Raw genomic sequence first — 24111 nt, 5'->3', positions numbered from 1 at the left:
GCTCCTTTCCTAGTTCCGGAAGACCACCTCTTCCCGGGCGAAGACCCGCACCGCCCCGAGGAGGGCCAGGAGGGCGTAAAGCAGGGTGGACCCCCAGGTGAAAAGGGCCATAGATGGGGTGGCGGTGCCCTTGAAGAGGGCGTCCATCAGAAGGGCCACGTTGACGATGGGGAGGAGACTGGTCCAGGAGGGCACCTCCACGAGGCCCCGGAACTGCAAAAAAAGGAGGGGAAGGATGGCGAGAAGTTGCAAGGGGGCCAGGTAGCTTTGCGCCTCCTTGAAGCTCCGGGCGTAAAGGCCCAAGGCCACCATCACCGCTCCCATGAGGAGGGCGAGGAGGAACGCGGAAAGGAAAAGCCCTAGAAGGCTCCCCCCGTCCACGACCACTTGGCCTCCCAGGGCGGCGCCTCCCTGGGCCAGGAGGTCGGGGGCGAAGCGGCGGGCCCAGGCCCCACCCAGGGCCAGCCCCGAAAGCCCCGCTACCCCCGAGAGAAGGGCCATGGCCACCGCCGCTAAGGTCTTGCCCAACGCCAGGTGGAAAAGGGGCACCGGGGCTGTGAGGAGGGCCTCGAGGGTTCCCTTCTCCTTCTCCCCCGCCGTGGCGTCCACCGCCACCACCTGCCCCCCGGAGAGGATGAAGATCACCAGAAAGAAAGGCAGGAGAAAGCCCAGAAGCCCCGAGGCCTTTTCCCGCTCCGTGGCGGTGTCCACCGCCTCCACCCGGAAGGGGCTTAGGACCTCCAGGGGCACCCCCCTTTGGGCCAGGGCCTCGGCCACCTTCCTTTCCTTAAGGGACTGCAGGGCGTTTTGCACCTTGCCCGCCACCACCTGGCCCTCGGTGATCCCCCCGGAAAGGCGGGCGTAGACCCGGTAGACCCCGTCCTGGTAGGCGATGCCCGCAGGGTACCTCCCTTCCCGCACCAAAGCCTCAGGGTCCTGGACGGGGACCGGGACCAGATGGGCTTCCTCTAAGGCCTTTAGGGCCTCCTCCGGCACCCCGGCCACCGCCACTTCCTGGCGCTTTTCCGCCGTCTTTTGGACCACCCGCTCCAGAAGCAGGGTGGGCCCGAACATCAAAACCGGCATGAGCAGGACGGGCAGAATCAGGGTGGAGAAGACCAGCTTCCGGTCCCTAAAGACCTGGACCAACTCCTTCCACGAGACGCGAAGAACCGAGTCCATCGGAATCCTCCTAGGCGGCTTCCCGTATGGTCCGAACGAAGGCCCGCTCTAGGCTCCCCTCGCCCAAGGCCAAAGCCTCCTCCTTGGAGGCCTCGTAGACCAGCCGCCCCCGGTGCAAAAAGCCCACCCGGTCCGCCACCTCCTCGGCCTCGCTCATCACGTGGGTGGAGTAGAGGATGGCGTTCCCCAGGTCCCGGTAGGCCTTCACGAAGTCCAGAAGCGCCCTGCGGGCGAAAATGTCCAGCCCCGCCGTGGCCTCGTCCAGGAGGAGGACCGGGGGGCGGTGGAGGATGGCCCGGGCGATGACGATCTTCTGCCGCATGCCCGTGGACATCTCCATGACCCTTTTGTCCAGGGTCTCCTCCAGGGAAAGGAACCCCGCCACCCAGTCCAGGGCTTCCTGGAAGGCCTTTCCCTTGAGGCCGTAAAACCCGGCGAAGAACTCCAGCACCTCCCGCCCCGTGAGGCGGTCGTAGACCCGCATGCCGCCATTCACCAGGCCCAGCTTGCGGCGCACCCTTATGGGTTCCCGTCCCACGTCCAGCCCACCCACCCGCGCGGTGCCCGCCGTGGGCCGCACCAGGGTGGCGAGGACCCGGAGCGTGGTGGTCTTGCCCGCCCCGTTGGGTCCCAGGAGGGCATAGACCTCCCCCGGGTTCACCTGGAAGGAAAGGTCCTGCACCGCCTTCTGGGTGCGGTAGACCTTCGTCAGCCCCACGACTTCAATCATATAGCATTATGATATCATACCTCCCTCCCCCGTCAACCCCCATAATGGGAACATGAAAGCCCTGACCTTCTGGGTGCGGCCTCGAGGCTCCCTCGAGGCCCTCCCCGAGGCCAAGGATCTGGTCCAGGACCTCCTGGAGCTTTTCTACGAGTACTTCCCCGAGTACGAGGGCTGCTTGGGCTTTTCCCAGTCGCCTAGAAGGCCCCGCTACCTCTTCCTCTACATGGAAGGCCCCTGCGGAGGCCTTCTGCCCTCGGCCACCGCCTTCTTGAGGGAACTCCTGGAGACCGCCTTCCCGGAGGCGGAGGTGCGGGTTTACGGCAAGCCCTGGCCCTAGCGCCTTTTCTTCACCAGCCAGCCCTCCTCCTTCACCCCTTCCCGGGCGTTCACCACCCGGGCCAGGACGAAGAGGAGGTCGGAAAGGCGGTTGAGGTAGCGGAGGACCTCGGGGTTTACCGGCTCCTCCCGGCTTAGGGCCACCGCCTTGCGCTCGGCCCGGCGCACCACGGTGCGGGCCAGGTGAAGCGCGGCCGCCGCCGGGTGCCCCCCGGGAAGGACGAAGCCCCGAAAGGGGGGGCTTTCCTCGGCGTAGCGGTCAATGGCCTTCTCCAGGGTCTCCACGTCCTCGGCGTCTATGCGGGCGATGTTCTTCTCGTAGGGGCTTCCCAGGCGGGTGGCCAGGTCCGCCCCCAGGTCAAAGAGGGCGTTTTGCAGGCGTTCTAGGAGGTTGTGGAGGTCTATATGCTCCTTGGGGAGGAGGCTTCGCGCCAGGCCCAGGGCGCTATTGGCCTCGTCCACGGTGCCGTAGGCCTCCACCCGGGGGTGGGCCTTCACCACCCGCTCGGCCCCGTAGAGGCCGGTCTCCCCGGCGTCTCCCGTCTTGGTGTAGATCTTCATGGCCCCATTCTATGGGGTAAAGCAAAGCCCCCTGGGAGAACCCCAGGGGGATCCGGCCTTTGGCGGGCCCGGGAGGACTCGAACCCCCGACCTGCTGATCCGTAGTCAGCCGCTCTATCCAGCTGAGCTACGGGCCCAAGCCGAAGCTTAGGGTATCATGGTGGGGTAGGCTTGTCAAGCATGAAGCCGGGGCAAAAACGCCGTCTGGAAGCCCAAGTTTTGGCCCTGCTCCGCACGCCCATGTCCTTGGAGGAACTCCACGATAAGCTCGCCCCCTTCCACCCAGGGCTGCGCAAGGCCACCCTCTTCGCCCTTCTGGTGCGGCTTCGCCGGGAGGGGAAGGTGGTGTACCGAGAGGGTAGGTTCCTAGCGGGGGCGGTGGAGGAGGAGAACGTTTAGCCCGTCCATGAGTTGGATCTCCCAGGTCCCACCGGGAGGCAGGCCCTCTAAGGGGAAGCGGGCCACCCCACCTTCCCGCCAAAGCCCTAGCGTGGTGCGGGTGCCGTCTTCCGCCAGGTGGATGAGGGACAGGTAGGGATAGCCCGTCCAGCGCGCCTCGAGGACCCTCCCTTCCTCCCGCAGGACCACCTCTGCCTCCCCTTGGGGGCGGAGGGGGGCCTGGACCTCTTTCAAGAGGCGGCCTTCCCGGTAAAGGGCAAGCCTCCCCCACGTCCCCACGGGGGCCAGGGCCTGGAAGTGGAGGGTTCCTTCGGAGTCCATGAAGGTGAAAACGGGCACCTCGAGGCCGTCCACCAGCAAGCGAAGGGAAGAGGGTTTCCCTTCCGGACGGGCCCTAAGCCGGATAGGGGGGTTGAAGAAGACCTCCTCACCCCGGATCCTCCCCGAGAAGAGAAGGCCCTCCGAGGGAAGGGACTGGGGCAGGGGTGGTTTTTGCTCCAGGAAGCTTTGGACCGCCTCGTAGGTGTAGTCGGAGACCCATAGGGGACCGCAGTAGCTCATTAGGTCGTAGTACGTTTGGGGGTCTTTCAGGGTGCGGGCGGCGAGGTCGTACCCCAAAACGCCGATGCTTCCATCTGGGTAAGGGTAATCGGGGTCGCCCGAGGTCCCGCAGGGAGCATGGTAGCGCCCAAAGTTGTGTCCCAGCTCGTGGGCCATAACGGCTGGTGCGGAGGGAGGCTCGTCCCACCCCACGGCCACGGGATAGCCGATATACCCTATGCCGGCGATGCCCGAAGGGTAACTCACGTGGACAAACCCGTAGTAGTAGCGCCCGCTTCCGTCCGTCTGGCGGAGGATCCGAAGTTCGTCCAGAAGCTTTGCCCAGGTGTTGCCGTCGGTAGAACTGAGGGTACCGGTGAAGGTGTAGGGGGCCCGGGTGGTGTAGAGCACCTTCTTAAGGGGCCAGACCCGCCAAAGGGTCTGGGCGAAGTCGGGCACGGTGGCGGTCTGGCCCTGGTACACCACGGGCACTACGGTGAGGTGGAGCACGGTGCCCGCTCCCACAGGAGGCGTCAAGGTCAGGGCGTTGTCGTTCTCGTCGGTCTCCGCCACCCGGTTTTCGGGGTCCAGGCGAAGCTCCACCCGGAGGCCCGGGGCCACCCAGTCCTCCTGTACCTGGGCGTTGCAGGTGGTGGCGAGGTCCCCGGGAAGGGTGGAGGTGGGGAGGGGGTTAGGACAGCTGAAAGAGAGGTTGCCCACGAAGGCGCTTCCCAGGTAAGCTGCCCCGGAAAGGGGGTTGCTTAGGGACACGGGGGAGGAGCTTGCCACCGCATGCACCCGGAGAAGGGCGGGCTTACCTTCCACCAGGCGGAGGTTCTCCTTAAGGACGGTCTGTCCCCACTCCGCCTTGAGGAAGCGCAGGTTTTGGGTGGGGGTGGCGCTCACTTGGAGGGTAAGGGGTGCCTCCCGAACCAGGCCGCCCCCAACGCCTCGGACCTTGAGGGAATGGCTCCCGGGAGCCAGGTCCGGAGAGGCGCGAAGCTCCAGCATGGGGGCTGAGGGCACAGGGGTGGAGGTGGGGGAGAGGCTTACCTTGGGAAAGGGGTTGCCTTGAAGGTCTACCAGGGAAAGGGAGACCGTGCCCGAATAGGTGCCGCTTACGGGAAGACGCACGTAGGCGCTACCTCCCTGGGTGAGGGAGAGGGAGCTTGCCTCCAGGGTTAGTTGAAAATCTCCACTGGGAACCTGGTTCACCGTCAGGGTGAGGTTCGCCTCCTTGGTGAGGCTGCCGCTGGTGGCCCGGACCTTCAGGTTGTAGGTCCCCGCCGCCACGCTGGAGGCCACGCTGATCGTGAGGTTCTGGCTCACCGGGCTAGAACCGTTCACCGTGAGGCTGGTGGGGGAGAGGGTGATCCCCGGAACGGAGTTCCCGCCCCCGCCCACCAGGGTGAGGTTCACCGTCCCCGTGAAGCCGTTCTGGGGGGTGAGGGTGAGCTGGGTGGTCTTGCTATCCCCTTGGATCACCGTGAGGCTCGTGGGGTTCAGGCTGACGGTGAAGGTGGCCTCGAGGGGTGGGGTGCAACCCACCCAGGCGGCGAGGCCCAAGAGGAGGAGAAGCCCTAGCCGCTGCACCTTCTGAACCTAGCAGGAAACCGAACGCAGGGGATGAGAGGTGCTATCCTGGGCCTTAATGCGGCCTGGCCTTTCCGCCAAGCGGCTGGTGGTGAAGGTGGGGAGCGCGGTCCTTGCCGGGCCCGGGGGGCTTGACCGGGAGGTCTTTCGGGAGCTTGCCCGCCAGGTGGCGGCCTTGAGGGGAGAGGGGCGGGAGGTGGTCTTGGTCTCCTCGGGGGCGGTGGCGGCGGGGATGGCCCATATGGCGCTTCCCAGGCCCCAGGACATGCCCTTGAAGCAGGCTTTGGCCGCCATCGGCCAGCCCCTCCTCATGGCCCTCTGGGGGGAGGCCTTGGGGGCGTGGGGCCTTAAGGCGGCCCAGGTCCTCCTCACCGCCGAGGACCTCTCCTCCAGGGAGCGCTACCTGAACGCCAAGGCCACCCTTAAGGCCCTTTTGGAGCTCGGGGTGGTCCCCGTGGTCAACGAGAACGACACCGTGGCCTTCCAGGAGATCCGCTTCGGGGACAACGACCAGCTTTCCGCCCGGGTGGCGGCCTTGGTGGAGGCGGGGCTTCTCGTCCTCCTTTCCGATGTGGACGCCCTTTACGAGGAAGACCCGAAGAGAAACCCCGAGGCAAAGCCCATCCTCGAGGTGGCCGACCCCGGCTCGGTCCTCTCCCACGCCGGGGAGGGGAACCCCTTGGGAAGCGGGGGGATGCGGTCCAAGATCCTGGCGGCCCGGCTTGCGGGGCGGGTGGGGATCCCCACCCTTCTCCTGCCCGGGAGGCGCCCCGGGGTCCTCCTGGAGGCCTTGGGGGGAGCGCCCCTTGGCACCTACTTCCACGCCAAAAGGCGCTACCGGGGGGAGAAGGCCTGGCTTTACGGGCTTCTTCGGCCCAAGGGGGAGCTCGTTTTGGACCAAGGAGCGGTCCTCGCCTTGAGGAAGCGGGGGGCGAGCCTCCTTCCCGCCGGCATCAAGGAGGTGCGGGGGCGGTTTGGCCGGGGGGAGGCGGTGCGCCTCCTCTCCGAGGGGGGGGAGGAGGTGGGGGTGGGCCTCGCCAACTACGCCTCCGAGGAGATTGCCCGGATCAAGGGGAAAAGAAGCGCGGAGATTGAGGCCCTCTTGGGGTACCGCTACACCGAGGAGGTGGTCCACCGGGACCACCTGGCCTTGAAGGAGGAGGCATGACCGACCTTAAGGACCTGGCGCAGCGAGCCCGGGAGAGGCTTCCTGAGATCGCCAAGGGAAATCGGGACAAGGCCCTTTTGGCCATGGCCAGGCTTCTGGAAAGCCGCTGGGAGGCGGTCCTCGAGGCCAACCGGGAAGACCTAAAGGAGGCCGAGCGCCTGGGGCTTTCCCGGGCCAAGCTGGACCGGCTGGCCCTGAAGGAAAAGGACCTCAAGACCCTCACCGAGGGCCTGAGGCAGATCGCCGCCCTCCCCGATCCCCTAGGGCGGATAGAGGGCCTTGTGAAGCGGCCCAACGGCCTTAGGGTGGGCAGGATGCGGGTGCCCCTGGGCCTCATCGGCTTTATCTACGAGGCCCGGCCCGGGGCCACGGTGGAGGCGGTGGCCGTGGCCTTGAAGACGGGCAACGCCATGCTCCTTAGGGGCGGCAAGGAGGCCTTCCGCTCCAACCGGGCCCTGGTGGCCCTTTGGCACGAGGCCTTGAAGGAGGCGAGGCTTCCCCAGGAGGCGGTCACCCTGGTGCCCACCACCGACCGGGAGGCCATCCTGGAGATGTGCCGCCTGGAGCTCCTGGACCTCCTGATCCCAAGGGGGGGAGAGGAGCTCATAAGGCTCGTGCAGCGGGAGGCCCGGGTTCCCGTCCTGGCCCACGCCAAGGGGGTGAACCACCTCTATGTGGACGAGCGGGCGGACCTTTCCATGGCCCTCCGCCTGGCCCTAAACGGCAAGACCCAGCGCCCGGCGGTGTGCAACGCCCTCGAGGCCGTCCTGGTCCACGAGAAGGTGGCGGAGGCCTTTCTCCCCATGCTGGAAAGGGCCATGCGGGAAAAGGGGGTGGAGCTAAGGGCCTGCCCTAGGGCCCTTCCCCTCCTCAAAGAGGCGGTCCTTGCCCAGGAGGAGGAGTGGGACCGGGAGTACCTGGACCTCATCCTTAGGGTGAAGGTGGTCTCGGGCCTGGAGGAGGCCCTGGCCCATATCGTCCGCTACGGCTCCCGCCACACCGAGGCCATCTGCACCGAGGATGCCCGGGTGGCCTGGCGCTTTTTGGAGGAGGTGGACGCAAGCCTCGTCCTCTGGAACGCCTCCACCCGCTTCAACGACGGGTTTGAGCTGGGGCTTGGGGCGGAGATCGGCATCAGCACCTCCAAGCTCCACGCCTACGGCCCCATGGGGCCCATGGAGCTCACCACCCTGAAGTGGGTGGCTTTGGGGGAGGGGCAGGAGCGCGCGTGAGGCGGGAAGAGGAGGGGGTAGCGGGCCTTGCTTAGGCGCTTCTACCGCCTCTACCAGGAGGCCCACGTCCCCTTCTTCGCCGCCGCCCTCGCCTACTACGCCCTCCTTTCCCTCATGCCCCTTCTTCTCCTCCTGGTGGGGGGGTTCGGGCTTCTCCTTTCCGGGAACCCCCTCCTTCAGGCCCAGGTCCTGAAGGCCCTGGAGGAGTTCACCCAGGCCCTTTTCCCCGCCCGGCCGGAGCTCGCCCAGGACCTCCTCCGCTTCCTCACCCGAAGCGCCTTTCCCCTCACCTTGGGAAGCGCCCTTCTCCTCCTCTGGTCGGGGAGCAACTTCTTCGCCGCCCTAAGCTACGCCCTGGGTCTCATCTTCGGGCGGCCTTTGGCGCGCCACCGGCTTTTGGGGCTTCTCATGCCCTTTCTCTTGGGGATAAGCCTCATCCTCCTCGCCCTCTTGGGGCTTCTTTTGGGCTTTCTCTTCCGCTTCCTCCCCCGGGGTGTTTGGGCCCCCCTCGAGGCCTTCCTCCCTTTGAGCGCCGCCTTTCTCCTCTTCCTCCTCACCTACGCCTTCTTCCGGGGGGCGAGGCGCCTTAAGGACCTCCTTCCCCTAAGCGCCGGGGCGGCGGTGGCGGCCCTCCTCTTTGAAGGGGTGCGCCTCGGGCTTCCCAGGCTCCTTCCCCGCTCCCAGTACGAGCTCCTTTACGGGCCTTTGGCGGGGTTCGTCCTGGCCCTTTTGGGGCTCTACCTCCTTCTCCTCGCCCTCCTCCTCGGGGCGGTGGTGGCCCGGGCCCTGGAGGCCTAGCGCCTTTTCGCCGGGGTGCGGAAGGGAGTAGGATAGGCCTATGTGCCGGGCCAGGCTATGCCCCTAGGGTGGGGAGGGGCCTGGCCGTCCCTTCCCGAAGGGGAAGGGGCTTTTTTGGGGAGGAAGGGCATGGAAAGGTACAACCCCCACGCCATAGAGCCCAAGTGGCAGCGCTTCTGGAAGGAAAAGGGCTTCATGCGGGCCAAGGACCGGCCCGAGGGCAAGAAGCAGTACGTCCTCGTCATGTTCCCCTACCCCTCGGGGGACCTGCACATGGGCCACCTGAAGAACTACACCATGGGGGACGTCCTGGCCCGCTTCCGCCGGATGCAGGGCTACGAGGTCCTCCACCCCATGGGCTGGGACGCCTTTGGCCTCCCTGCGGAGAACGCCGCCCTCAAGTTCGGCCTCCACCCCCGGGACTGGACCTACCAGAACATCCGCCAGGCCAAGGAGAGCCTGGAGCTCATGGGCATCCTCTACGACTGGGACCGGGAGGTGACCACCTGCGAGCCCGAGTACTACCGCTGGAACCAGTGGATCTTCCTCAAGATGTGGGAGAAGGGCCTGGCCTACCGGGCCAAGGGCCTCGTCAACTGGTGCCCCAAGTGCCAGACCGTCCTCGCCAACGAGCAGGTGGTGGAGGGCCGCTGCTGGCGCCACGAGGACACCCCCGTGGAGAAGCGGGAATTGGAGCAGTGGTACCTGCGCATCACCGCCTACGCCGAGAGGCTTTTGGAGGACCTCGAGGCCCTGGACTGGCCCGAGAAGGTCAAGGCCATGCAAAGGGCCTGGATCGGCCGCTCCGAGGGGGCGGAGATCCTCTTCCCCGTGGAGGGGAAGGAGGTGAGGATCCCCGTCTTCACCACCCGCCCCGACACCCTCTTCGGGGCCACCTTCCTCGTCCTCGCCCCGGAGCACCCCTTGACCCTGGAGCTCGCCGCGCCCGAAAGGCGGGAAGAGGTCTTGGCCTACGTGGAGGCCGCCAAGCGCAAGACGGAGATTGAGCGCCAGGCGGAGGGGCGGGAGAAGACCGGGGTCTTCCTGGGGGCCTACGCCCTGAACCCCGCCACCGGGGAGAGGATCCCCATCTGGACCGCCGACTACGTGCTTTTTGGCTACGGCACCGGGGCCATCATGGCCGTGCCCGCCCACGACCAAAGGGACTACGAGTTCGCCAGAAAGTATGGCCTACCCATCAAGAAGGTGATTGAGCGGCCCGGTGAACCCCTCCCTGAGCCTTTGGAAAGGGCTTACGAGGAGCCCGGGGTCATGGTGAACTCGGGGCCCTTTGACGGCACGCCGAGCGAGGAGGGGAAGAAGAAGGTCATCGCCTGGCTTGAGGAAAAGGGCCTGGGGAAGGGCCGGGTCACCTACCGCCTCCGGGACTGGCTCATAAGCCGCCAGCGCTACTGGGGGACCCCCATCCCCATGATCCACTGCGAGGCCTGCGGGGTGGTGCCCGTCCCCGAGGAGGAGCTTCCCGTCCTCCTCCCCGACCTCAAGGATATAGAGGACATCCGCCCCAAGGGGAAAAGCCCCCTGGAGGCCCACCCCGAGTTCTACGAGACCACCTGTCCCAAGTGCGGTGGCCCCGCCAAGCGGGACACCGACACCATGGACACCTTCTTTGACTCCAGCTGGTACTACCTCCGCTACACCGACCCCCACAACCAACGCCTCCCCTTTGACCCCGAGAAGGCCAACGCCTGGATGCCCGTGGACCAGTACATCGGCGGGGTGGAGCACGCCGTACTCCACCTCCTCTACAGCCGCTTCTTCACCAAGTTCCTCCACGACCTGGGGATGGTGGCGGTGGAGGAGCCTTTCCGGGGCCTCTTCACCCAGGGCATGGTCATGGCCTGGACGGACTTTGGCCCCGTGGAGGTGGAGGGAGAGAGGGTGCGCCTCCCCGAGCCCACCCGCATCCAGCTGGAGATCCAAAAGAGTGAGCTTTCCCTGGAGGAGGTGAGGAAGATGGGGGCCGAGCTCCGCCCCCACGAGGACGGCACCCTCCACCTCTGGAAGCCCGCCGTCATGAGCAAGTCCAAGGGGAACGGGGTCATGGTGGGGCCCTTCGTGAAGGAAGAGGGGGCGGACATCGCCCGCATCACCATCCTCTTCGCCGCTCCCCCTGAGAACGAGATGGTCTGGACCGAGGAGGGGGTCCAGGGGGCCTGGCGCTTCTTAAACCGCATTTACCGCCGGGTGGCCGAGGACCGGGAGGCCCTTTCCGGGACGAGCGGGGTCTTCCAGGCGGAGGCTTTGGAGGGGAAGGACCGGGCGCTTTACGTCAAACTCCACGAGACCCTGAAGAAGGTGACGGAGGACCTCGAGGCCCTCCGCTTCAACACCGCCATCGCCGCCCTCATGGAGTTCCTGAACGCCCTCTACGAGTACCGCAAGGACCGCCCCGTCACCCCGGTCTACCGCACCGCCATCCGCTACTACCTGCAGATGCTCTTCCCCTTCGCCCCGCACCTGGCCGAGGAGCTTTGGCACTGGTTCTGGCCCGATAGCCTCTTTGAGGCGGGCTGGCCCGAGCTGGACGAGAAGGCCTTGGAGAAGGACGTGGTGGAGGTGGCGGTCCAGGTGAACGGCAGGGTGCGGGGGACGATCAGGATCCCCAAGGACGCCCCCCTGGAGGTGGCCAAGGCCGAGGCCCTTAAGGTGCGGAACGTAAAGGCCCACCTCGAGGGCAAGGAGGTGGTGAAGGAGATCTACGTCCCGGGGAAGATCCTCAACCTGGTAGTGCGGGGGTAGGAAGGGCGAGGCGGGTGGCCTCGAGGCGGGCCACCTCCCCCTCCACCGGGGTGAGGAAAAGCCCCTCGCCTGCCCCATAGGCCAGAAGCCGCCCGTAGCCCAGGAGAAACCCCTCGGGGTCCAGAAGGGCGTAAAGCCTTTCGGGCCTCGGGGAGCCCTCCAGGGGAAGGACCCGGGGCCTTGCCTCCTGGAAGTGGGCGAGGAGGCGCCTTAGGCGGTTTTCCCGCCTTTCCCGTGGGGTCTTGCGCCGGGCCCCAGGCAAGGGGGGGAGGAGGCGCGCCTTTAGGTCCTTCCGCCAGGCAAGGGCCCGGAAAAGCCCCTCCGCCCCCAGGACCAGGATCTCCACCGGGGCCAGGGCGTCCACCTGGAGGAGGCGGTAGGCGGGGTCCAAAAGCCCGTCGGTGTCGGCCACCGCCGGGCTTCCCGGGGGGATGAGGCGGGCCAGGCGCAAGGCGGCCACCAGGGCCTTCGCCTCCACCCCCATGGGGGAGAGGGCCCCGAGGAGGGTCCGCCGCACCAGGGCCAGGCGGCCTTTTTGGTAGTGGAAGAGGGAGAAGGCCCCGGGCAAATTCCCCTGCCCCGGGTCCAGGTCCAGAAGGAAGGCCTCCCCCGCCCGCTCCAGAAGCCTTTGGGCCAGGGTGGACTTGCCCGCGTCCGTGGGGCCCAGGAGGAGGAGCATCGGCCCCAATCTACCACCCTGTAGTCCAACGCCTTTTTGCATGGGGGAAGGAAAGTGATATACTCGGGGCACCATGGCCCTTTGGTTTGAGGAAAGCCAGGAGGAAAGGCAGGTCCTGGGGCCCTTTAGGGAGTTTTTGAAGGCCGAGGTGGCCCCTGGGGCGGCGGAGCGGGACCGGACGGGGGCCTTCCCCTGGGACCTGGTGCGGAAGCTGGCCCAGTTCGGCGTCTTCGGGGCGGTGGTGCCCGAGGCCTATGGGGGGGCGGGGCTATCCACCCGGCTTTTCGCCCGCATGGTGGAGGCCCTCGCCTACCACGACGGGGCCCTCGCCCTCACCGTGGCCAGCCACAACTCCCTGGCCACGGGGCATATCCTCCTCGCGGGGAACGCAAGGCAGAAGGAGACCTTTTTGCCCAAACTGGCTTCGGGGGAGGCCTTGGGGGCCTGGGGGCTCACGGAGCCTGGCTCGGGCTCGGACGCCGCCGCCCTCAAGACCAAGGCGGAGCCGGTGGCGGGGGGGTGGCGGCTCAACGGCACCAAGCAGTTCATCACCCAGGGGAGCGTGGCCGGGGTTTACGTGATCATGGCCCGCACCGACCCCGCCCCTTCCCCCGAGAGGAAGCACCTGGGGATCTCCGCCTTCGCCTTCTTCCGCCCCGAGAAGGGCCTAAGGGTGGGGAGGAAGGAAGAAAAGCTTGGCCTCAACGCCTCGGACACGGCGCAGCTCATCCTGGAGGACCTCTTCGTGTCCGAGGAGGCCCTTTTGGGGGAAAGGGGCAAGGGGTTTTACGACGTCCTAAGGGTCTTGGACGGGGGCCGGATCGGCATCGCCGCCATGGCGGTGGGCCTGGGCCAGGCGGCCTTGGACTACGCCCTTTCCTACGCCAAGGGCAGGGAGGCCTTCGGCAGGCCCATCGCCGAGTACGAGGGGGTCTCCTTCAAGCTGGCGGAGGCGGCCACCGCCTTGGAGGCGGCGAGGCTCCTTTACCTCAAGGCGGCGGAGCTGAAGGATGCGGGGAGGCCCTTCACCCTCGAGGCCGCCCAGGCCAAGCTCTTCGCCAGCGAGGCGGCGGTGAAGGCCTGCGACGAGGCCATCCAGATCCTGGGGGGCTACGGCTACATCAAGGACTACCCCGTGGAGCGCTACTGGCGGGACGCCCGCCTCACCCGGATCGGGGAGGGGACCAGCGAGATCCTGAAGCTCGTCATCGCCCGGCGCCTTCTGGAAGCGGTGTGAGGGCCTTGGGGGTCTTCAGGGCCAGCTGCCCGCAGGCCGCCCCCACGTCCTGGCCCCGGCTCCACCGTATGGAGACGGGCACCCCCAGGCGCCTAAGCGCCTCGGCGAAGGCTAAAACCCCCGCCTTGGGCGTCCCCGCCACGGGGGCCCCTTCCCAGGGGTTGAAGGGGATCAGGTTCACGTGGGCGCTTAGGCCCTTGAGGAGCTTGGCGAGGAGCCTGGCCTGCCAGGGGTGGTCGTTCACCCCTTTGAGGAGGGTGTACTCAAAGGTGACCCGGCGCTTGGTCTTGGCGTAGTAGTGGCGCACCGCCTCCATGATCTCGGCGATGGGGTAGCGGTGGGCGGTGGGAATGATGGCCTTGCGGGTCTCGTCGTCTGGGGCGTGGAGGGAAAGGGCGAGCCGCACCCCCAGGTCCTCCTCCGCCAGGCGGTAGATCCCCTTGGGGATGCCCACGGTGGAGAGGGTGATCCGCCTCGGGCTCATGGCCAGGCCCTGGGGGTGGAGCAGGATGCGGATGGCCTTGAGGACGTTCTTCAGGTTGAGGAGGGGCTCCCCCATGCCCATGAGGACCACGTTGCGGATCTCCCGGGGGGAGATCCCCTGGTGGTGGGCGATGGCAAGGAGCTGGCCCAGGATCTCCGCTGCGGTGAGGTTCCGCCCGAAGCCCAAGGCCCCGGTGGCGCAGAAGGTGCACCCGGCGGGGCAGCCCACCATGCTGGAGAGGCAGACCGTCTTGCGGTTTTGGTAGGGCATGTAGACGGCCTCGGTCCTTTGGCCGTCCAGGAGGGTGAAGAGGTACTTGACGCTCCCGTCTTGGCTCGGGTAGGCCTGGACCAGGCTGAACTCCAAGAGGCGCCACTCCCTGGCCAGGGCTTCCCGCAGGGCCTTGGGGAGGTCGGTCATCTCGGCGAAGTCCTGGACGCCCTTGGCGTAGAGCCAGTGGGCGATCTGGGCCTTGCGGTAGCCCTCGCCCGGAAGCTCTTCCGGTAGGAGTTCCAGAATGGATTTCGTGGGCGTTTCCGGGGAGGCCTGCCCGGTCATCCCTCCATTATAGCTAGCGGAGGCGGCCATACCCCAGGAAAAGCCCGAGGAGGAGGAGAAAAAGCCCCAAGGGCCTGGGCCGGGCTAAAAGCCCGAGGAAGGCCCCGAAGAGGAGAAGCCCCAAGGCCACCCGGCCGCGGCCTTCCCGGTAGGCCCGCCCCGAGAGGTAGCCCAAAAGGAGGGGAAGGGCGAAGAGAACGAGGAGAAGAAGGGCGGCGATGAAGGTGAAGGAGGTCAAAGCCTAAGGTCCTCCGGGGCGAAGCCCTCCACCCAGAAGCTCCCGTCTTTGCGGTACTCCTTCTTCCAGACGGGAAGGATCTGCTTCACCCGGTCAATGGCGTACTGGCAGGCGGCGAAGGCCTCCTTGCGGTGCCGGGCCGAGACCACGATGGCGATGGAGGCCTCCCCCGGGTCCACCCGGCCTAAGCGGTGCCAGAGGGCGATGCGGCCCAAGGGCCAGCGGGCGCGCATCTCGGCCAGGATCTCCGCCATCACCTTCTCCGCCATCTCCGGGTAGGCCTCGTACTCCAAAAAGGCCACCTCCTCCCCCCGGTTGGGGCTTCGGGTGGTGCCCAGGAAGCTCACCACCGCCCCGTACTCGGGGGCGGTGGCCCAGGCCACCAGGGCTCCCAGGTCCAGGGGGGCTTCCGTGAGGCCAAAGGAGTCCTGCCCGCCGGATACCGGGGGAAGAAAGGCCACCTCGTCCCCCTCCTTCAAGGGGGTCTCCGCCCCCGCCAGGGCCTGGTTCACCGCCGCCATGCCGCCCTCGAGGCGGAGGCCCGGGAAGAGGCCCTCCAACGCCTCCTTAGCCTCCCGCACCCGGGCCCCCTCGGGGAGGTCCAGGGCGAGGCGGTCCGTCCCCGCCTGTTCCCGGTAGAGGGCGAAGAGTCTAACCTGGACCCGCATGGCCCTCAGTATAGACTTGGGAGAGGCTGTAGGCCACGGAGAGGGCCTCCGGGTAGCGCATGCGCATGGGGCCTAAGAGGATGATCTCCCCCAGCCACTCCCCCCGGGCGAAGCCCGCCTGCACCTGGGCCAGGCCCTCCACCTCCCCCACCCGCACGTCCACCCGGCCCGGGGGGGTGAGGACGTCTTCCCCCCCTGCCTCGTAGAGGCGCACCAGCCGCTCCAGAAAGCCGGGGTCTTGGGCCTCGGGTTCTTTTAAGGCCTCGGAAAGCCCTTCCCGGTAGGAGAGGGAAAGCCCCGAGGCGAGGGCCCGGGAGAGGTGGGCGAAGAGGTCCTCGAGGCCCTTAGGGGCCGGGGGCAAGGCCGTGAGGGGGCCTGAGAGCACCTCCTCCGCCTGCCGGAGCTTCTCCGGGGAGAGCCTGAGGGGAAGCCGCGCCTCCTTCACCCGGCCTCCCTCCAGGACGAAGACCGCTAGCGTCTCCCCTTCTAGGAGGGAGAGGTGGACCTGGAGGACCCTAGGGGTTCTCCGGGGCCGGAGGCGCAGGAGGGCGGGGTAGCCGGAAAGCCCCACCGCCATCTTCACCAGGAAGGCCTCGGGCTCCCTGGCCCCCTCCAGGGCCCTTTCCAGGCGTTCCCGGGTGGCCTTGGGCAGGGGCTTTGGGGGAAGGAGGGAGAGGGAGTACTGGCGGAAGCCCTGCCGGGTGGGCACCCGCCCCGCCGAGGCGTGGGGCTTGGTGAGGTAGCCCATCTCCTCGAGGGCGATGAGCTCGTACCGGGCCAGGGCGGGGGAAAGCCCAAGCCCCTCGGCGATCCTGGCCGAGGGTACCGGGGCTTTGGTTTTGATGTGCTCCTCCACCAGGAGGTGGAGAATGGCCCGCTGCCTGGCCGTCACACCCCTATTGTACCGGGGTGACGGCGGCCTCGTCCTCCTCCCCGGTGCGGATCCGGTAGACCTTCTCCACGGGAAGGACGAAGATCTTCCCGTCCCCCACCTCCCCGGTGCGGGCCGCCTTGAGGATGGCCTCCACCGTGGGCTTGACGAAGGGCTCGCTGACCCCGATCTCCAGGCGCACCTTCTCCTGGAGCTCCATCTTCACCGTGGTGCCCCGGTAGGTCTCCACCCGCTCCGTCTCGCCGCCGTGGCCCTGGATCCGGCTTAGGGAAAGCCCCCGCACCTCCGCCTTGAAAAGGGCCTCCAGCACCTCGTTGAGCTTCTCCGGGCGGATGATGGCCACGATGAGCTTCACGCCTCACCTCCCTTGGGCTTCAGAGCGGGGACGGAGGGGCTTCCCGAGAGGACCAGGATGGCCCCTTCCCCGCTGGTGTAGGCCTCCTCCCCGTGCTGGGTCACGTCCAGGCCCAGGCCCTCCTCCTTTGGGCTTGCCCGCAAGGGGGTGAGGAGGGCCACGAGCCTGAGGAGGAGGAAAGTGCCCAGGGCCGAGTAAAGGATGGCCGCCAGGACGGCCACCGCCTGGACCCAAAGCTGCGTGGGGTTGCCGAAGAGGAGCCCGTCCGCCACCCCGTTCCAGGCCTTCTCGGCGAAGACCCCGGTGAGGAGGGCCCCGGTGATCCCGGCGAGGCCGTGGCCCCCGAAGACGTCCAGGGAGTCGTCCAGCCGGGTCCTGGGCCTATAGAGGAGGAAGAAGTAGCTGGGGAAGGCGGCCACCGCCCCCAGGACCAATGAGGAGAGGGGGGAGACGAAGCCCGCCGCCGGGGTGATGGCCACCAGGCCCACGATGATGGCCGTGGCCAGACCCACCGCCGTCACCTTGCCCGTGCGCAACAGGTCCAGAACCGCCCAGGCCACCACCGTGGCCATGGGGGCGAGGAGGGTGTTCGCGAAGGCCAAGGCCGCCCCTTCCCCGGAGGCCAGGGCGCTACCCCCGTTGAAGCCGAACCAGCCGAACCAGAGGAGGGCCGCCCCCAAAAGGGTGAAGGGAACGTTATGGGGCAGGATGGCCTGCCGTCCGTAGTCCTTCCGGGTGCCCAGGACCAAGGCCCCCACCAGGGCCGCCACCCCGGCGTTGATGTGGACCACCGTCCCCCCGGCGAAGTCCAAGGCCCCTAGAGCCCCCAAAAACCCCCCGCCCCAGACCCAGTGGGCGATGGGGGCGTAGACGAGAAGCCCCCAGAGGGTGAGGAAGAGAAGAAGAGCGGGAAAGCGCATCCTCTCCACCAGGGCCCCCGTGAGGAGGGCGGCGGTGAGGATGGCGAAGGTGCCCTGGAAGGCCATGAAGAGGAGGTGGGGGATCTCCCCTTTGGCCTCGAGGCCCACCCCCTTGAGGAGGGCGTGCCCCAGGCCCCCAAGCCAAGGGCTCCCCTCGGCGAAGGCCAGGCTGTAGCCGAGAAGGGCCCAGCCCACCCCCACGAAGCCCAAGGCGGCGAAGCTCATCATCATGGTGTTCAGGACGTTCTTGGCCCGCACAAGCCCCCCGTAGAAGAAGGCCAGGGCCGGGGTCATGAGGAAGACCAGGGCGGTGGAGACCAAAATCCACGCCGTGGCCGCCCCGTCCACCCCTTCCGCCAGGGCCAGTCCCGATAGGCCTAGGGCCGCTATACCTTGGAGGGTTTTCTTCCGCATCCTCGCACCCCCTTGGGGTCTAGGGTAGGGCGGGGTGTGCGATTTGTCAAGCTATCCTTTGACATCGGACAACTTATTGCCGGACAAACTGCACAGATTGCCCGACTTAGCATGCTGCATGTTAGGGAATAAAAAGCGTATTGTGCGGCTAATGCTGTACAGAACTGAGATTGAGGGTCACCTTCTTCCCCCGGGGCCCTCCCGTAAACTGGACCCCGTGACGTGGTCCGAGCTCCTGGAGCGCCTGGCCCGGGGCCAGGACGAGCGCACCCTTTTCCTTCCGGCGGAGGTCTCCCCGGAGGAGCTGGCCCGCTACGCCGCGGGCCTCGCCAACCACAAGGGGGGGCTTCTCCTTTTGGGGGTGAGCCGGGAGGGGAAGGTCCTCGGGGTGGGGGAGCTTCACCCCTTGCAGGTGACCCACGCCCTCTTTGAGCTCACCCAGGGGCTTCTTCTCCCTTACGTGGAGGCGTTGGAAGGCCCGGAGGGGCGGGTTTTGGCCCTTTACGTCCCCCAAAGCCCGGCGGCCATCGCCGTGGGGGCGGGGCGGGTCCCCTTTTGGGACGGGGCGCGGCTTACGGAGCTCCGGGTGGGCCAGGCCCTCCCCGAGCCCGACTTCACCGCCCAGGTCCTCCCCCAGGCGAGCCTTTCCGATCTGGACCCCATGGAGGTCCTGCGCCTAAGGCGCATCCTCGAGGAAAGGGGTAGCGCCTTGGCCGCCCTGCCGGATTTGGAGCTCCTTTTCGCCCTGGGGCTTTTGGAGCGGGTGGAAGGGGAGGCGCGCCCCACGGTGGCGGGGCTTCTTCTGGCGGGGACCTCTTTGGCCCTCAGGCGGCTCCTCCCCCAGGCGGAGGTGAGCTACTACTACCACGAGGGGGAGGAGGGGTATAGCTTCCGGGAGGACCTCCTTAGGCCCATCCCCGCCCTCCTGGAGCGCCTGAAGGAGCTCATCCAGGCCCGGAACCGGGTGCGCTACCTCACCGTGGGGCTTTTCCGCCTCGAGGTCTGGGACTTTGACCAGGAAGTCTACCGGGAGGCCCTCCTCAACGCCCTGGTCCACCGGGACTGGCAGAGCAAGGACGCCGTCCAGGTGCACCACCATAGGGACCGCCTGGAGATCTCCAACCCCGGGGGCTTCCCTCCCGGCATCACCCCGGAAAACGTCCTCCGCCACCCCCCCAAAAGGCGGAACCCCCGCCTGGCCGAGGCCCTCTACCGCCTGGGCTACGTGGAGCGGGCGGGAAGCGGGGTGGACAAGATGTACCGCCTCCTCCTCAAGTATGGCAAGGAGCCCCCGGAGTACCGCCTCTTCCCCGAGGCCCTGACCCTCGTCCTCTACAACCCCGAGCTGGACGAGGCCTTCGTGCGGGAGATCGCCGAGGCCCAGGAGCGCTTCGGGGCCTTCAGCCTGGACCACCTCATCGCCTTGGGCCACCTCTTCCGGGTGGGGGAGGCCTCCTTGGGGGAGCTGGCCCGGGCCCTGCAGCTTCCCGAGGGGGCCTCGAGGCGGGTCCTGGCCCGGCTGGAGCGGATGGGGCTCGTGCGCAGGGAGGGAGGGCGGTACCACCTGGTCCGCCAGGACCCCCTGGCGGAAAGGGCCCTGGCCCTTCTCAAGACCCCAAGGCGCCGCCGGGAGGTGGAGGAGGCCTTGGGGCTTTCCCGGGGGGCGGCCCTCAAGCTCCTAGGCCGCCTCCTCCGGGAGGGCCGGGTGGAAAGGGTGGGCCGGGGGGCGGCCACCCGCTACCGGAGGCGGTGATCCCGAAGCATGGCGCTCCACCTGGTTCTCTACCAGCCCGAGATCCCCCAGAACGTGGGCAACATCGCCCGCACCGCGGCCGCCTTGGGGTGGCCCCTCCACCTCATCCGCCCCTTGGGCTTCCTCCTCTCTAGCCCCAAGCTCAAGCGGGCGGGCCTGGACTACTGGCCGCACGTGGACCTGCGGCTCCACGACACCTGGGAGGATTTCTTGAAAACCCTCCCTCCCGGGGCCCGGGTCTTCGCCTTCAGCGCCCGGGCGGAGGCCTCCCTTTATGAGGCCGCTTTCCGGGAAGGGGACTACCTCCTCTTCGGCCCCGAGAGCCGGGGGCTTCCCGAGGAGGTCCTGGCCCGGTTTCCCGCCCTGAAGATCCCCATGCCGGGGCCGGTGCGCTCCTTGAACCTGGCGGTGGCCGTGGGGGTGGCGGCCTACGAGGCCTACCGCCAGCTTAGAGGGTGAGGAGGGCGTAGCCCTGGGCGTGGACCACCTCCACCCCCAAGGGGGTGCGGTGGTGCCTTTCGGGGTTGGCCCCGAGGAGGGGGGTGTGGCCGTGGACGTGGAGCCTGGGCCGGTAGAGGCGGTGGAAGAGGAGGAAGGCCCCTGCCCCCCGGTGGGCGAAGTCCTCCCCGGCGGTGGGCCCCGGGGGCGGGGCGTGGGTGAGGAGGACGTCCACCCCGTGGCCCAAAAGGAGCCTCCGGGGGAAGGCCAGGGGAAAGGGCTTTAGGGCGAGGCGCAAAAGCTCCCCTTCGGAAAGCTGCCCCTCCCCTTCCCTATAGCGGGGCACCCCGCCGATCCCGTAGAAGAGGAGGCCCCCGTGGCGGAAAAGCCGCCCGTGGAGGTTCACCACGCCCCCGGGCCGCCTCTTCCGCCCCGCCTCCCATACCCACTCCTCCCCGTGGTTTCCGGGCACGTAGAGCACGGGCACCCGGACCTTGGTGGCCACGTACTCCAGGTACGCCCCCGGCAGGTCCCCCGCCGCCAGGACCAGGTCAAAGGGGGGGAGGTTCTCGGGGAAGCGGGGGGAGTGGACGTGGGGGTGGACCTGGTCGGAGAGGAGAAGGAGGCGCACGCTCCTTTTCATTCTGGCAAAAAGGCGTAAGGATAGGGGCGTGCGGGCCTACACCACGGCCCACCTCTCCCTGCCCCTGCCCGAGGGCCACCCCTTTCCCCTCTACAAGTACGCTGGGGTGGCGGAGGCCCTAAGGGGGCTTCTTCCCACCCTCCCCGCCCCCGAGGTGCCCCGGGAGGCCCTTTTCCTGGCCCACGAGGCCCCTTACCTGGAGAAGCTTTTCGGGGAGGGGCTTAGCCGGGAGGAGTCCTTGCGGCTTGGCCTTCCCTTTAGCCGGGCCCTCCTCACCCGCGCCCTCCACGCCGCCGGGGGGACCTTGGCCGCGGCCTTAGACGCCCTCGAGGCGGGCCTCGGCCTGAACCTCGCCGGGGGCACCCACCACGCCTTCCCCGGCCGGGCCGAGGGGTATAGCCTCTTCAACGACGTGGCCGTGGCCATCCGTTGGCTTCGGGCCAAGGAGGGGTTTTGGGGCCGGGTTTTGGTGGTGGACCTAGACGCCCACCAGGGGAACGGCACCGCCTTCTTCTTCCGGGAGGACCCCACGGTCTACACCCTCTCCCTCCACGGGGAGCGGAACTACCCCCTGAAGAAGGAAAAGAGCGACCTGGACGTGGGCCTTCCCGACGGCAACGAGGACGAAGCTTACCTCTGGGCCTTGGAGGAGGCCTTGGAAAGGGCCCTCGCCTTCCGCCCGGAGTTCGTCTTCTACAACACCGGGGTGGACGTCCTAAGGGGGGACCGGTTCGGCCGCCTCGCCCTCACCCCAGAAGGGGTAAGGCGGCGGGACGAAAGGGTCTTCCGCTTCGTGAAGGCCTTGGGGGTGCCCCTGGTGGTGGTGATGGGCGGGGGGTACAACCGCGACCCCCGCCTCACCGTGGCCGCCCACGCGGAGACCTACCGGCTTGCCCTAAGCTCCTTGGCGTAGGTGGCCACGGCTTCCTCGAGGCTAAACCCCAAAGCGCGGTAGAGCTCCAAAGCCCCCTGTTCGTGGTGGTGGGCCCGGACCCGGAGGAGGCTTGCCCCCTTCCTTTGGGCGAGCCGGGCGGCTTCGGAGAGGAGGGTGCGCCCGATCCCCTTCCCCCGGGCCTTGGGGACCACGCCGATGTAGGCCACGCTGGCCTCTTTTCCTTCCAGCTCCACCTCGGCCATGCCCACGGGCACCCCTTCCAGGTAGGCCACCAGGAGGTGGACGGCGGGGTCCTGGAAGTGCTCCTCAAGTTCCTCGTCCGTCCAGCGGAGGCGCAGGGCCCAGCTCTCCTCGCTTTCCCGGTAGAGCTCCCGGTAGACCTCGGCCCCGGGGAAGCCCTCCTCCACCCGCACGCCCTCGGGGGCGGGGTAGTCCAGGCCCTCGGGGTCCTTGACGAAGAAGTAGGTCACGTGGAGGAGGCCAAAGCTCCTTTCCTCCAGGGCCCGGCGCAGGACCCGGTTTTCCTCCCGGGGGAAGGCGTAAAGCCTTTCTGGGGCGAGCGCTTTGGCCCGCCCTTCCGCCGCCTCCAGGAGGAGGGGGAGGTCTTCCTCCCGGTAGGCCAAAGGCCCCTCCAAAGCGGCCCCGTCCCAGAAGGGGTAAAGCCCCACGTACCCCACCACCTCCCCTTCCCGGAGGAGGACGAGGCCGTCCTCCAGCTCCTCGGCCAGGCCCTCGAGGTCCCGGGCCTCCGGGGCCAAGACCCCCCTTTGGGGGCTTTCGTCCATGAAGCGGAGGAGCTTTAAAAGCCCCGGGAGGTCCTTGCGGGCCACGGGCCGGATCATGGTCTAAGTGTACTCCCGCGGGCGCTTTCCTCGCTAGGGACAAGGGTCCAGGTTCAGGGCCTTCACCACCCCCTCTTCCCCGTAGAAGTCCACCACGGAAAGCCGGGCGTAGTCCTGCTCAAGCCTTAGGCCCTCCTCCGGGGGTAGGGGCAGGGCGAGGCTTAGGGCGGCCCGGTTCAGGGTGCAGTTCCCCACCACGAGGAGGGCCTGGCCCAGGTGCCTCCTGAGGAGGCCCCGGACCGCCCGCCTCCCCCGCTCCCAGGCTTCCCTTACGCTTTCCCCCCCGGGCGGGGCGAAGCCCGCCTCGTCCCTTAGCCAGGCCGCCACTTCCTCGGGGAAGCGGGCCTCCACCTCGGCGAAGGAAAGCCCCTCCCAGGCCCCCCAGGACCTTTCCCGAAGCTCGGGGAGGAGGGTGTGGGGCACCCCCAGGGCCTCGGCCAGGAGCCGGGCGGCCTCGGCCTCCGCCAGGCTGTCGGCGGCGTAGACGTGGGCCACGGGGTGGCGGCGAAGAAGGGGGAGGAGGCCTAGGAGGGCCTTCCTCCCCTCCTCCGCCAGGAGAAGGCCCGGGTGGCTATAGAGGACGTGGTGGGGGTTTTCCACGGGGCCCGCCCGGGTGAGGAGGAGGGTGGTCTTTTTGTGAGGGCCCTTCAGGAAATGGCCGAGAAGCCCCATGCCCGTAGAATACGGGGGTGGAAAGGTGGGTGATCGTAAACCCCGCCGCGGGCCGCGGCAAGGTGGGGAGGCTTTCCGGGGCCATCCTAAAGGCGGCCCGGGAGAGGGGGGCCAAGGCCTTCCTCACCGAGGGGCCGGGGCACGCCACGGAGCTCGCCCAAAAAGCTCCCGAAGGGGCCCGGGTGGTGGCCGTGGGGGGGGACGGCACGGTGCACGAGGTTTTGAGGGGCCTTGCGGGTACGGAGAAGACCCTGGGGGTGGTGCCCATCGGAAGCGGGAACGATTTCGCCCGGATGCTGGGCCTTTTGGGGCTTCCCTGGCCCAAGGCCCTGGAACACGCCCTCTTCGCCCCCGAGGAGGCGGTGGACCTGGGGTGGGTGAACGGGGAGCCCTTCGGGGCCTCCTTGGGCATCGGCTTTGACGCCCTGGTGGCCAAGAAGGCCCTCTCCGCCCCCCCCTTCCTCCGGGGGATGCCCCGCTACCTCTACGCCCTCTTTGGGGTGTTAAGGGAGCTTAGGCTCCCCGAAGGAAGGGTTCTTTTGGACGGGGCTTTGGTCTACCAGGGCCCCCTTTTGCTCCTCGCCGTCATGAACGGCCCCGCCTACGGCGGGGGGATCCCCATCGCCCCCATGGCCGACCCCCGGGACGGGAGGCTTTCCGTGGTCCTGGCTCGGCGCTTCTCCCGGCTCGGGGTGGTCCTCATCCTGCCCCGGCTCCTTTTGGGCCGGCACCTCTCCCACCCGGAGGTGGTGGCCCTGGCGGGCCGGGAGGTGGCCGTGGACTTCCCCCACCCCGTGCCCGCCCACGCCGACGGGGAGCTTTTGCCCGAGGCCGCCTCTTACCGGGCGGAGGTGGTCCCCTTGGGCCTTAGGGTGGTGGGGAGGCGGGCTTCGGTCAAGGGCGAGGTCCCCGCCCTAAGGCCTGCGGGGACTTAGGGGCTTTCCTTAAGGGCCTTTAGGAGATCCTGGAAGCGCTTGAGGGCCTCGGGGAGCCGGGCGTAGATGCTTTCTGCCAGGGTTTCCTCGTAGGGGTGGGCGGTGAGGTTGCGGAGTTCTAGCATCTCCAACCAGAAGGGATCCTCGGAGAGCAGGCCCACCTGGAAGGCGCCCCGGATGGCGGAT

26 protein-coding genes and 1 tRNA gene are annotated in these 24111 nt (G+C 67.9%); 11 read left to right on the top strand and 16 right to left on the bottom strand.

All coding sequences use genetic code 11. The features are described from left to right. Nucleotides 1-9: 9 nt before the first annotated feature. Together IEX93_RS00980 and IEX93_RS00975 are read right to left on the bottom strand one after the other, a co-directional pair. Nucleotides 10-1182: an ABC transporter permease gene (locus IEX93_RS00980; RefSeq protein WP_188845527.1), complete on the bottom strand. Its 1173-nt coding sequence runs from the start codon at nt 1180-1182 to the stop codon at nt 10-12. Nucleotides 1183-1192: 10 nt separating this feature from the next. Beyond that, nucleotides 1193-1912, bottom strand: a complete 720-nt coding sequence (locus tag IEX93_RS00975; RefSeq protein ID WP_188845526.1) for an ATP-binding cassette domain-containing protein — start codon at nt 1910-1912, stop codon at nt 1193-1195. Between the two features lie 52 nt (nt 1913-1964). Between IEX93_RS00975 and IEX93_RS00970 the strand changes: the two genes are divergently transcribed. Beyond that, a complete protein-coding gene (locus tag IEX93_RS00970) occupies nt 1965-2249 on the top strand; it encodes a hypothetical protein (RefSeq protein WP_188845525.1) in 285 nt (94 codons plus the stop codon). Here the strand turns inward: IEX93_RS00970 and IEX93_RS00965 are convergent. Further along, nucleotides 2246-2809, bottom strand: coding sequence for a cob(I)yrinic acid a,c-diamide adenosyltransferase (locus IEX93_RS00965; protein ID WP_188845524.1), 564 nt, complete (start codon nt 2807-2809; stop codon nt 2246-2248). The genes IEX93_RS00970 and IEX93_RS00965 overlap by 4 nt on opposite strands. Before the next feature lie 60 nt (nt 2810-2869). Continuing rightward, a tRNA-Arg gene (locus IEX93_RS00960) sits at nt 2870-2946 on the bottom strand. Nucleotides 2947-2989: 43 nt separating this feature from the next. Here IEX93_RS00960 and IEX93_RS00955 point away from each other — a divergent pair. After that, nucleotides 2990-3208, top strand: coding sequence for a hypothetical protein (locus IEX93_RS00955; RefSeq protein WP_188845522.1), 219 nt, complete (start codon nt 2990-2992; stop codon nt 3206-3208). On the opposite strand, the gene IEX93_RS00950 is transcribed toward IEX93_RS00955, so the two are convergent. After that, on the bottom strand, nt 3176-5341 hold the full coding sequence (locus IEX93_RS00950; RefSeq protein ID WP_188845704.1) for a peptidase M66: 2166 nt from the start codon (nt 5339-5341) through the stop codon (nt 3176-3178). The genes IEX93_RS00955 and IEX93_RS00950 overlap by 33 nt on opposite strands. A gap of 58 nt (nt 5342-5399) precedes the next feature. Between IEX93_RS00950 and proB the strand changes: the two genes are divergently transcribed. From proB to leuS, 4 genes are all read left to right on the top strand, one after another. Then, a complete protein-coding gene (gene proB, locus IEX93_RS00945; RefSeq protein WP_188845520.1) occupies nt 5400-6509 on the top strand; it encodes a glutamate 5-kinase in 1110 nt (369 codons plus the stop codon). Further along, a complete protein-coding gene (locus IEX93_RS00940; RefSeq protein WP_188845518.1) occupies nt 6506-7741 on the top strand; it encodes a glutamate-5-semialdehyde dehydrogenase in 1236 nt (411 codons plus the stop codon). The genes proB and IEX93_RS00940 overlap by 4 nt, the downstream gene beginning before the upstream one ends. Nucleotides 7742-7768: 27 nt before the next feature. Then, the gene (locus tag IEX93_RS00935; protein WP_188845516.1) at nt 7769-8539 is read left to right on the top strand and encodes a YhjD/YihY/BrkB family envelope integrity protein; all 771 of its coding nucleotides are present in this window, start codon (nt 7769-7771) and stop codon (nt 8537-8539) included. A gap of 129 nt (nt 8540-8668) precedes the next feature. Continuing rightward, complete coding sequence (gene leuS / locus IEX93_RS00930; protein ID WP_188845514.1) at nt 8669-11302, top strand: leucine--tRNA ligase; 2634 nt, start codon at nt 8669-8671, stop codon at nt 11300-11302. Here the strand turns inward: leuS and IEX93_RS00925 are convergent. Continuing rightward, nucleotides 11280-11981, bottom strand: coding sequence for a Clp1/GlmU family protein (locus IEX93_RS00925; protein WP_188845507.1), 702 nt, complete (start codon nt 11979-11981; stop codon nt 11280-11282). The two genes, leuS and IEX93_RS00925, sit on opposite strands and share 23 nt — an antisense overlap. 73 nt (nt 11982-12054) lie before the next feature. On the opposite strand from IEX93_RS00925, the gene IEX93_RS00920 reads away from it, so the two are divergent. Then, nucleotides 12055-13218 (top strand): acyl-CoA dehydrogenase family protein, encoded by a 1164-nt coding sequence (locus IEX93_RS00920; RefSeq protein ID WP_188845505.1) that lies wholly within the window; start codon nt 12055-12057, stop codon nt 13216-13218. Here the strand turns inward: IEX93_RS00920 and rlmN are convergent. Genes rlmN through IEX93_RS00890 form a run of 6 tightly spaced genes read right to left on the bottom strand, consistent with a single transcriptional unit; the run spans nt 13187 to nt 17747 of the window. Then, nucleotides 13187-14260, bottom strand: a complete 1074-nt coding sequence (rlmN, locus tag IEX93_RS00915) for a dual-specificity RNA methyltransferase RlmN (RefSeq protein ID WP_188845502.1) — start codon at nt 14258-14260, stop codon at nt 13187-13189. The two genes, IEX93_RS00920 and rlmN, sit on opposite strands and share 32 nt — an antisense overlap. Nucleotides 14261-14273: 13 nt before the next feature. After that, nucleotides 14274-14498 carry a hypothetical protein gene (locus IEX93_RS00910; protein WP_188845500.1) on the bottom strand — a complete coding sequence of 75 codons (225 nt, stop codon included), beginning with the start codon at nt 14496-14498 and terminating at the stop codon, nt 14274-14276. After that, nucleotides 14495-15166, bottom strand: coding sequence for a molybdenum cofactor biosynthesis protein (locus IEX93_RS00905; protein ID WP_188845498.1), 672 nt, complete (start codon nt 15164-15166; stop codon nt 14495-14497). The genes IEX93_RS00910 and IEX93_RS00905 overlap by 4 nt, the downstream gene beginning before the upstream one ends. Next, on the bottom strand, nt 15150-16058 hold the full coding sequence (locus IEX93_RS00900; protein WP_188845496.1) for a LexA family protein: 909 nt from the start codon (nt 16056-16058) through the stop codon (nt 15150-15152). The genes IEX93_RS00905 and IEX93_RS00900 overlap by 17 nt, the downstream gene beginning before the upstream one ends. 4 nt (nt 16059-16062) lie before the next feature. Next, a complete protein-coding gene (locus IEX93_RS00895; protein WP_188845494.1) occupies nt 16063-16413 on the bottom strand; it encodes a P-II family nitrogen regulator in 351 nt (116 codons plus the stop codon). Further along, nucleotides 16410-17747: an ammonium transporter gene (locus IEX93_RS00890; protein WP_188845492.1), complete on the bottom strand. Its 1338-nt coding sequence runs from the start codon at nt 17745-17747 to the stop codon at nt 16410-16412. Before IEX93_RS00890 ends, IEX93_RS00895 begins: the two co-directional genes overlap by 4 nt. Nucleotides 17748-17964: 217 nt before the next feature. Between IEX93_RS00890 and IEX93_RS00885 the strand changes: the two genes are divergently transcribed. Together IEX93_RS00885 and IEX93_RS00880 are read left to right on the top strand one after the other, a co-directional pair. Next, the gene (locus IEX93_RS00885; RefSeq protein ID WP_188845490.1) at nt 17965-19500 is read left to right on the top strand and encodes an ATP-binding protein; all 1536 of its coding nucleotides are present in this window, start codon (nt 17965-17967) and stop codon (nt 19498-19500) included. Nucleotides 19501-19509: 9 nt separating this feature from the next. Continuing rightward, nucleotides 19510-19959 (top strand): tRNA (cytidine(34)-2'-O)-methyltransferase, encoded by a 450-nt coding sequence (locus IEX93_RS00880; RefSeq protein ID WP_188845488.1) that lies wholly within the window; start codon nt 19510-19512, stop codon nt 19957-19959. Here IEX93_RS00880 and IEX93_RS00875 read toward each other — a convergent pair. Further along, on the bottom strand, nt 19949-20581 hold the full coding sequence (locus tag IEX93_RS00875; protein ID WP_188845486.1) for a metallophosphoesterase: 633 nt from the start codon (nt 20579-20581) through the stop codon (nt 19949-19951). The two genes, IEX93_RS00880 and IEX93_RS00875, sit on opposite strands and share 11 nt — an antisense overlap. Before the next feature lie 28 nt (nt 20582-20609). Between IEX93_RS00875 and IEX93_RS00870 the strand changes: the two genes are divergently transcribed. After that, complete coding sequence (locus tag IEX93_RS00870; RefSeq protein ID WP_188845484.1) at nt 20610-21494, top strand: histone deacetylase family protein; 885 nt, start codon at nt 20610-20612, stop codon at nt 21492-21494. Here the strand turns inward: IEX93_RS00870 and IEX93_RS00865 are convergent. Together IEX93_RS00865 and IEX93_RS00860 are read right to left on the bottom strand one after the other, a co-directional pair. After that, the gene (locus IEX93_RS00865) at nt 21464-22318 is read right to left on the bottom strand and encodes a GNAT family N-acetyltransferase (RefSeq protein ID WP_188845482.1); all 855 of its coding nucleotides are present in this window, start codon (nt 22316-22318) and stop codon (nt 21464-21466) included. The genes IEX93_RS00870 and IEX93_RS00865 overlap by 31 nt on opposite strands. 33 nt (nt 22319-22351) lie before the next feature. Next, entirely contained in the window at nt 22352-22990 is a 639-nt protein-coding gene (locus IEX93_RS00860; protein WP_188845480.1) for a histidine phosphatase family protein, read from the bottom strand. A gap of 17 nt (nt 22991-23007) precedes the next feature. Between IEX93_RS00860 and IEX93_RS00855 the strand changes: the two genes are divergently transcribed. Continuing rightward, entirely contained in the window at nt 23008-23925 is a 918-nt protein-coding gene (locus tag IEX93_RS00855) for a diacylglycerol/lipid kinase family protein (RefSeq protein WP_188845479.1), read from the top strand. Here the strand turns inward: IEX93_RS00855 and IEX93_RS00850 are convergent. Next, entirely contained in the window at nt 23922-24086 is a 165-nt protein-coding gene (locus IEX93_RS00850; protein WP_229906064.1) for a nucleotidyltransferase substrate binding protein, read from the bottom strand. The genes IEX93_RS00855 and IEX93_RS00850 overlap by 4 nt on opposite strands. Between the last annotated feature and the right edge of the window lie 25 nt (nt 24087-24111).

The organism is Thermus composti (assembly GCF_014647535.1).
Taxonomy (GTDB): Bacteria; Deinococcota; Deinococci; order Deinococcales; family Thermaceae; genus Thermus; species Thermus composti.
The sequence above is the reverse complement of the archived record's forward strand: the minus strand, read 5'-3'. Positions and strand labels throughout refer to the sequence as shown.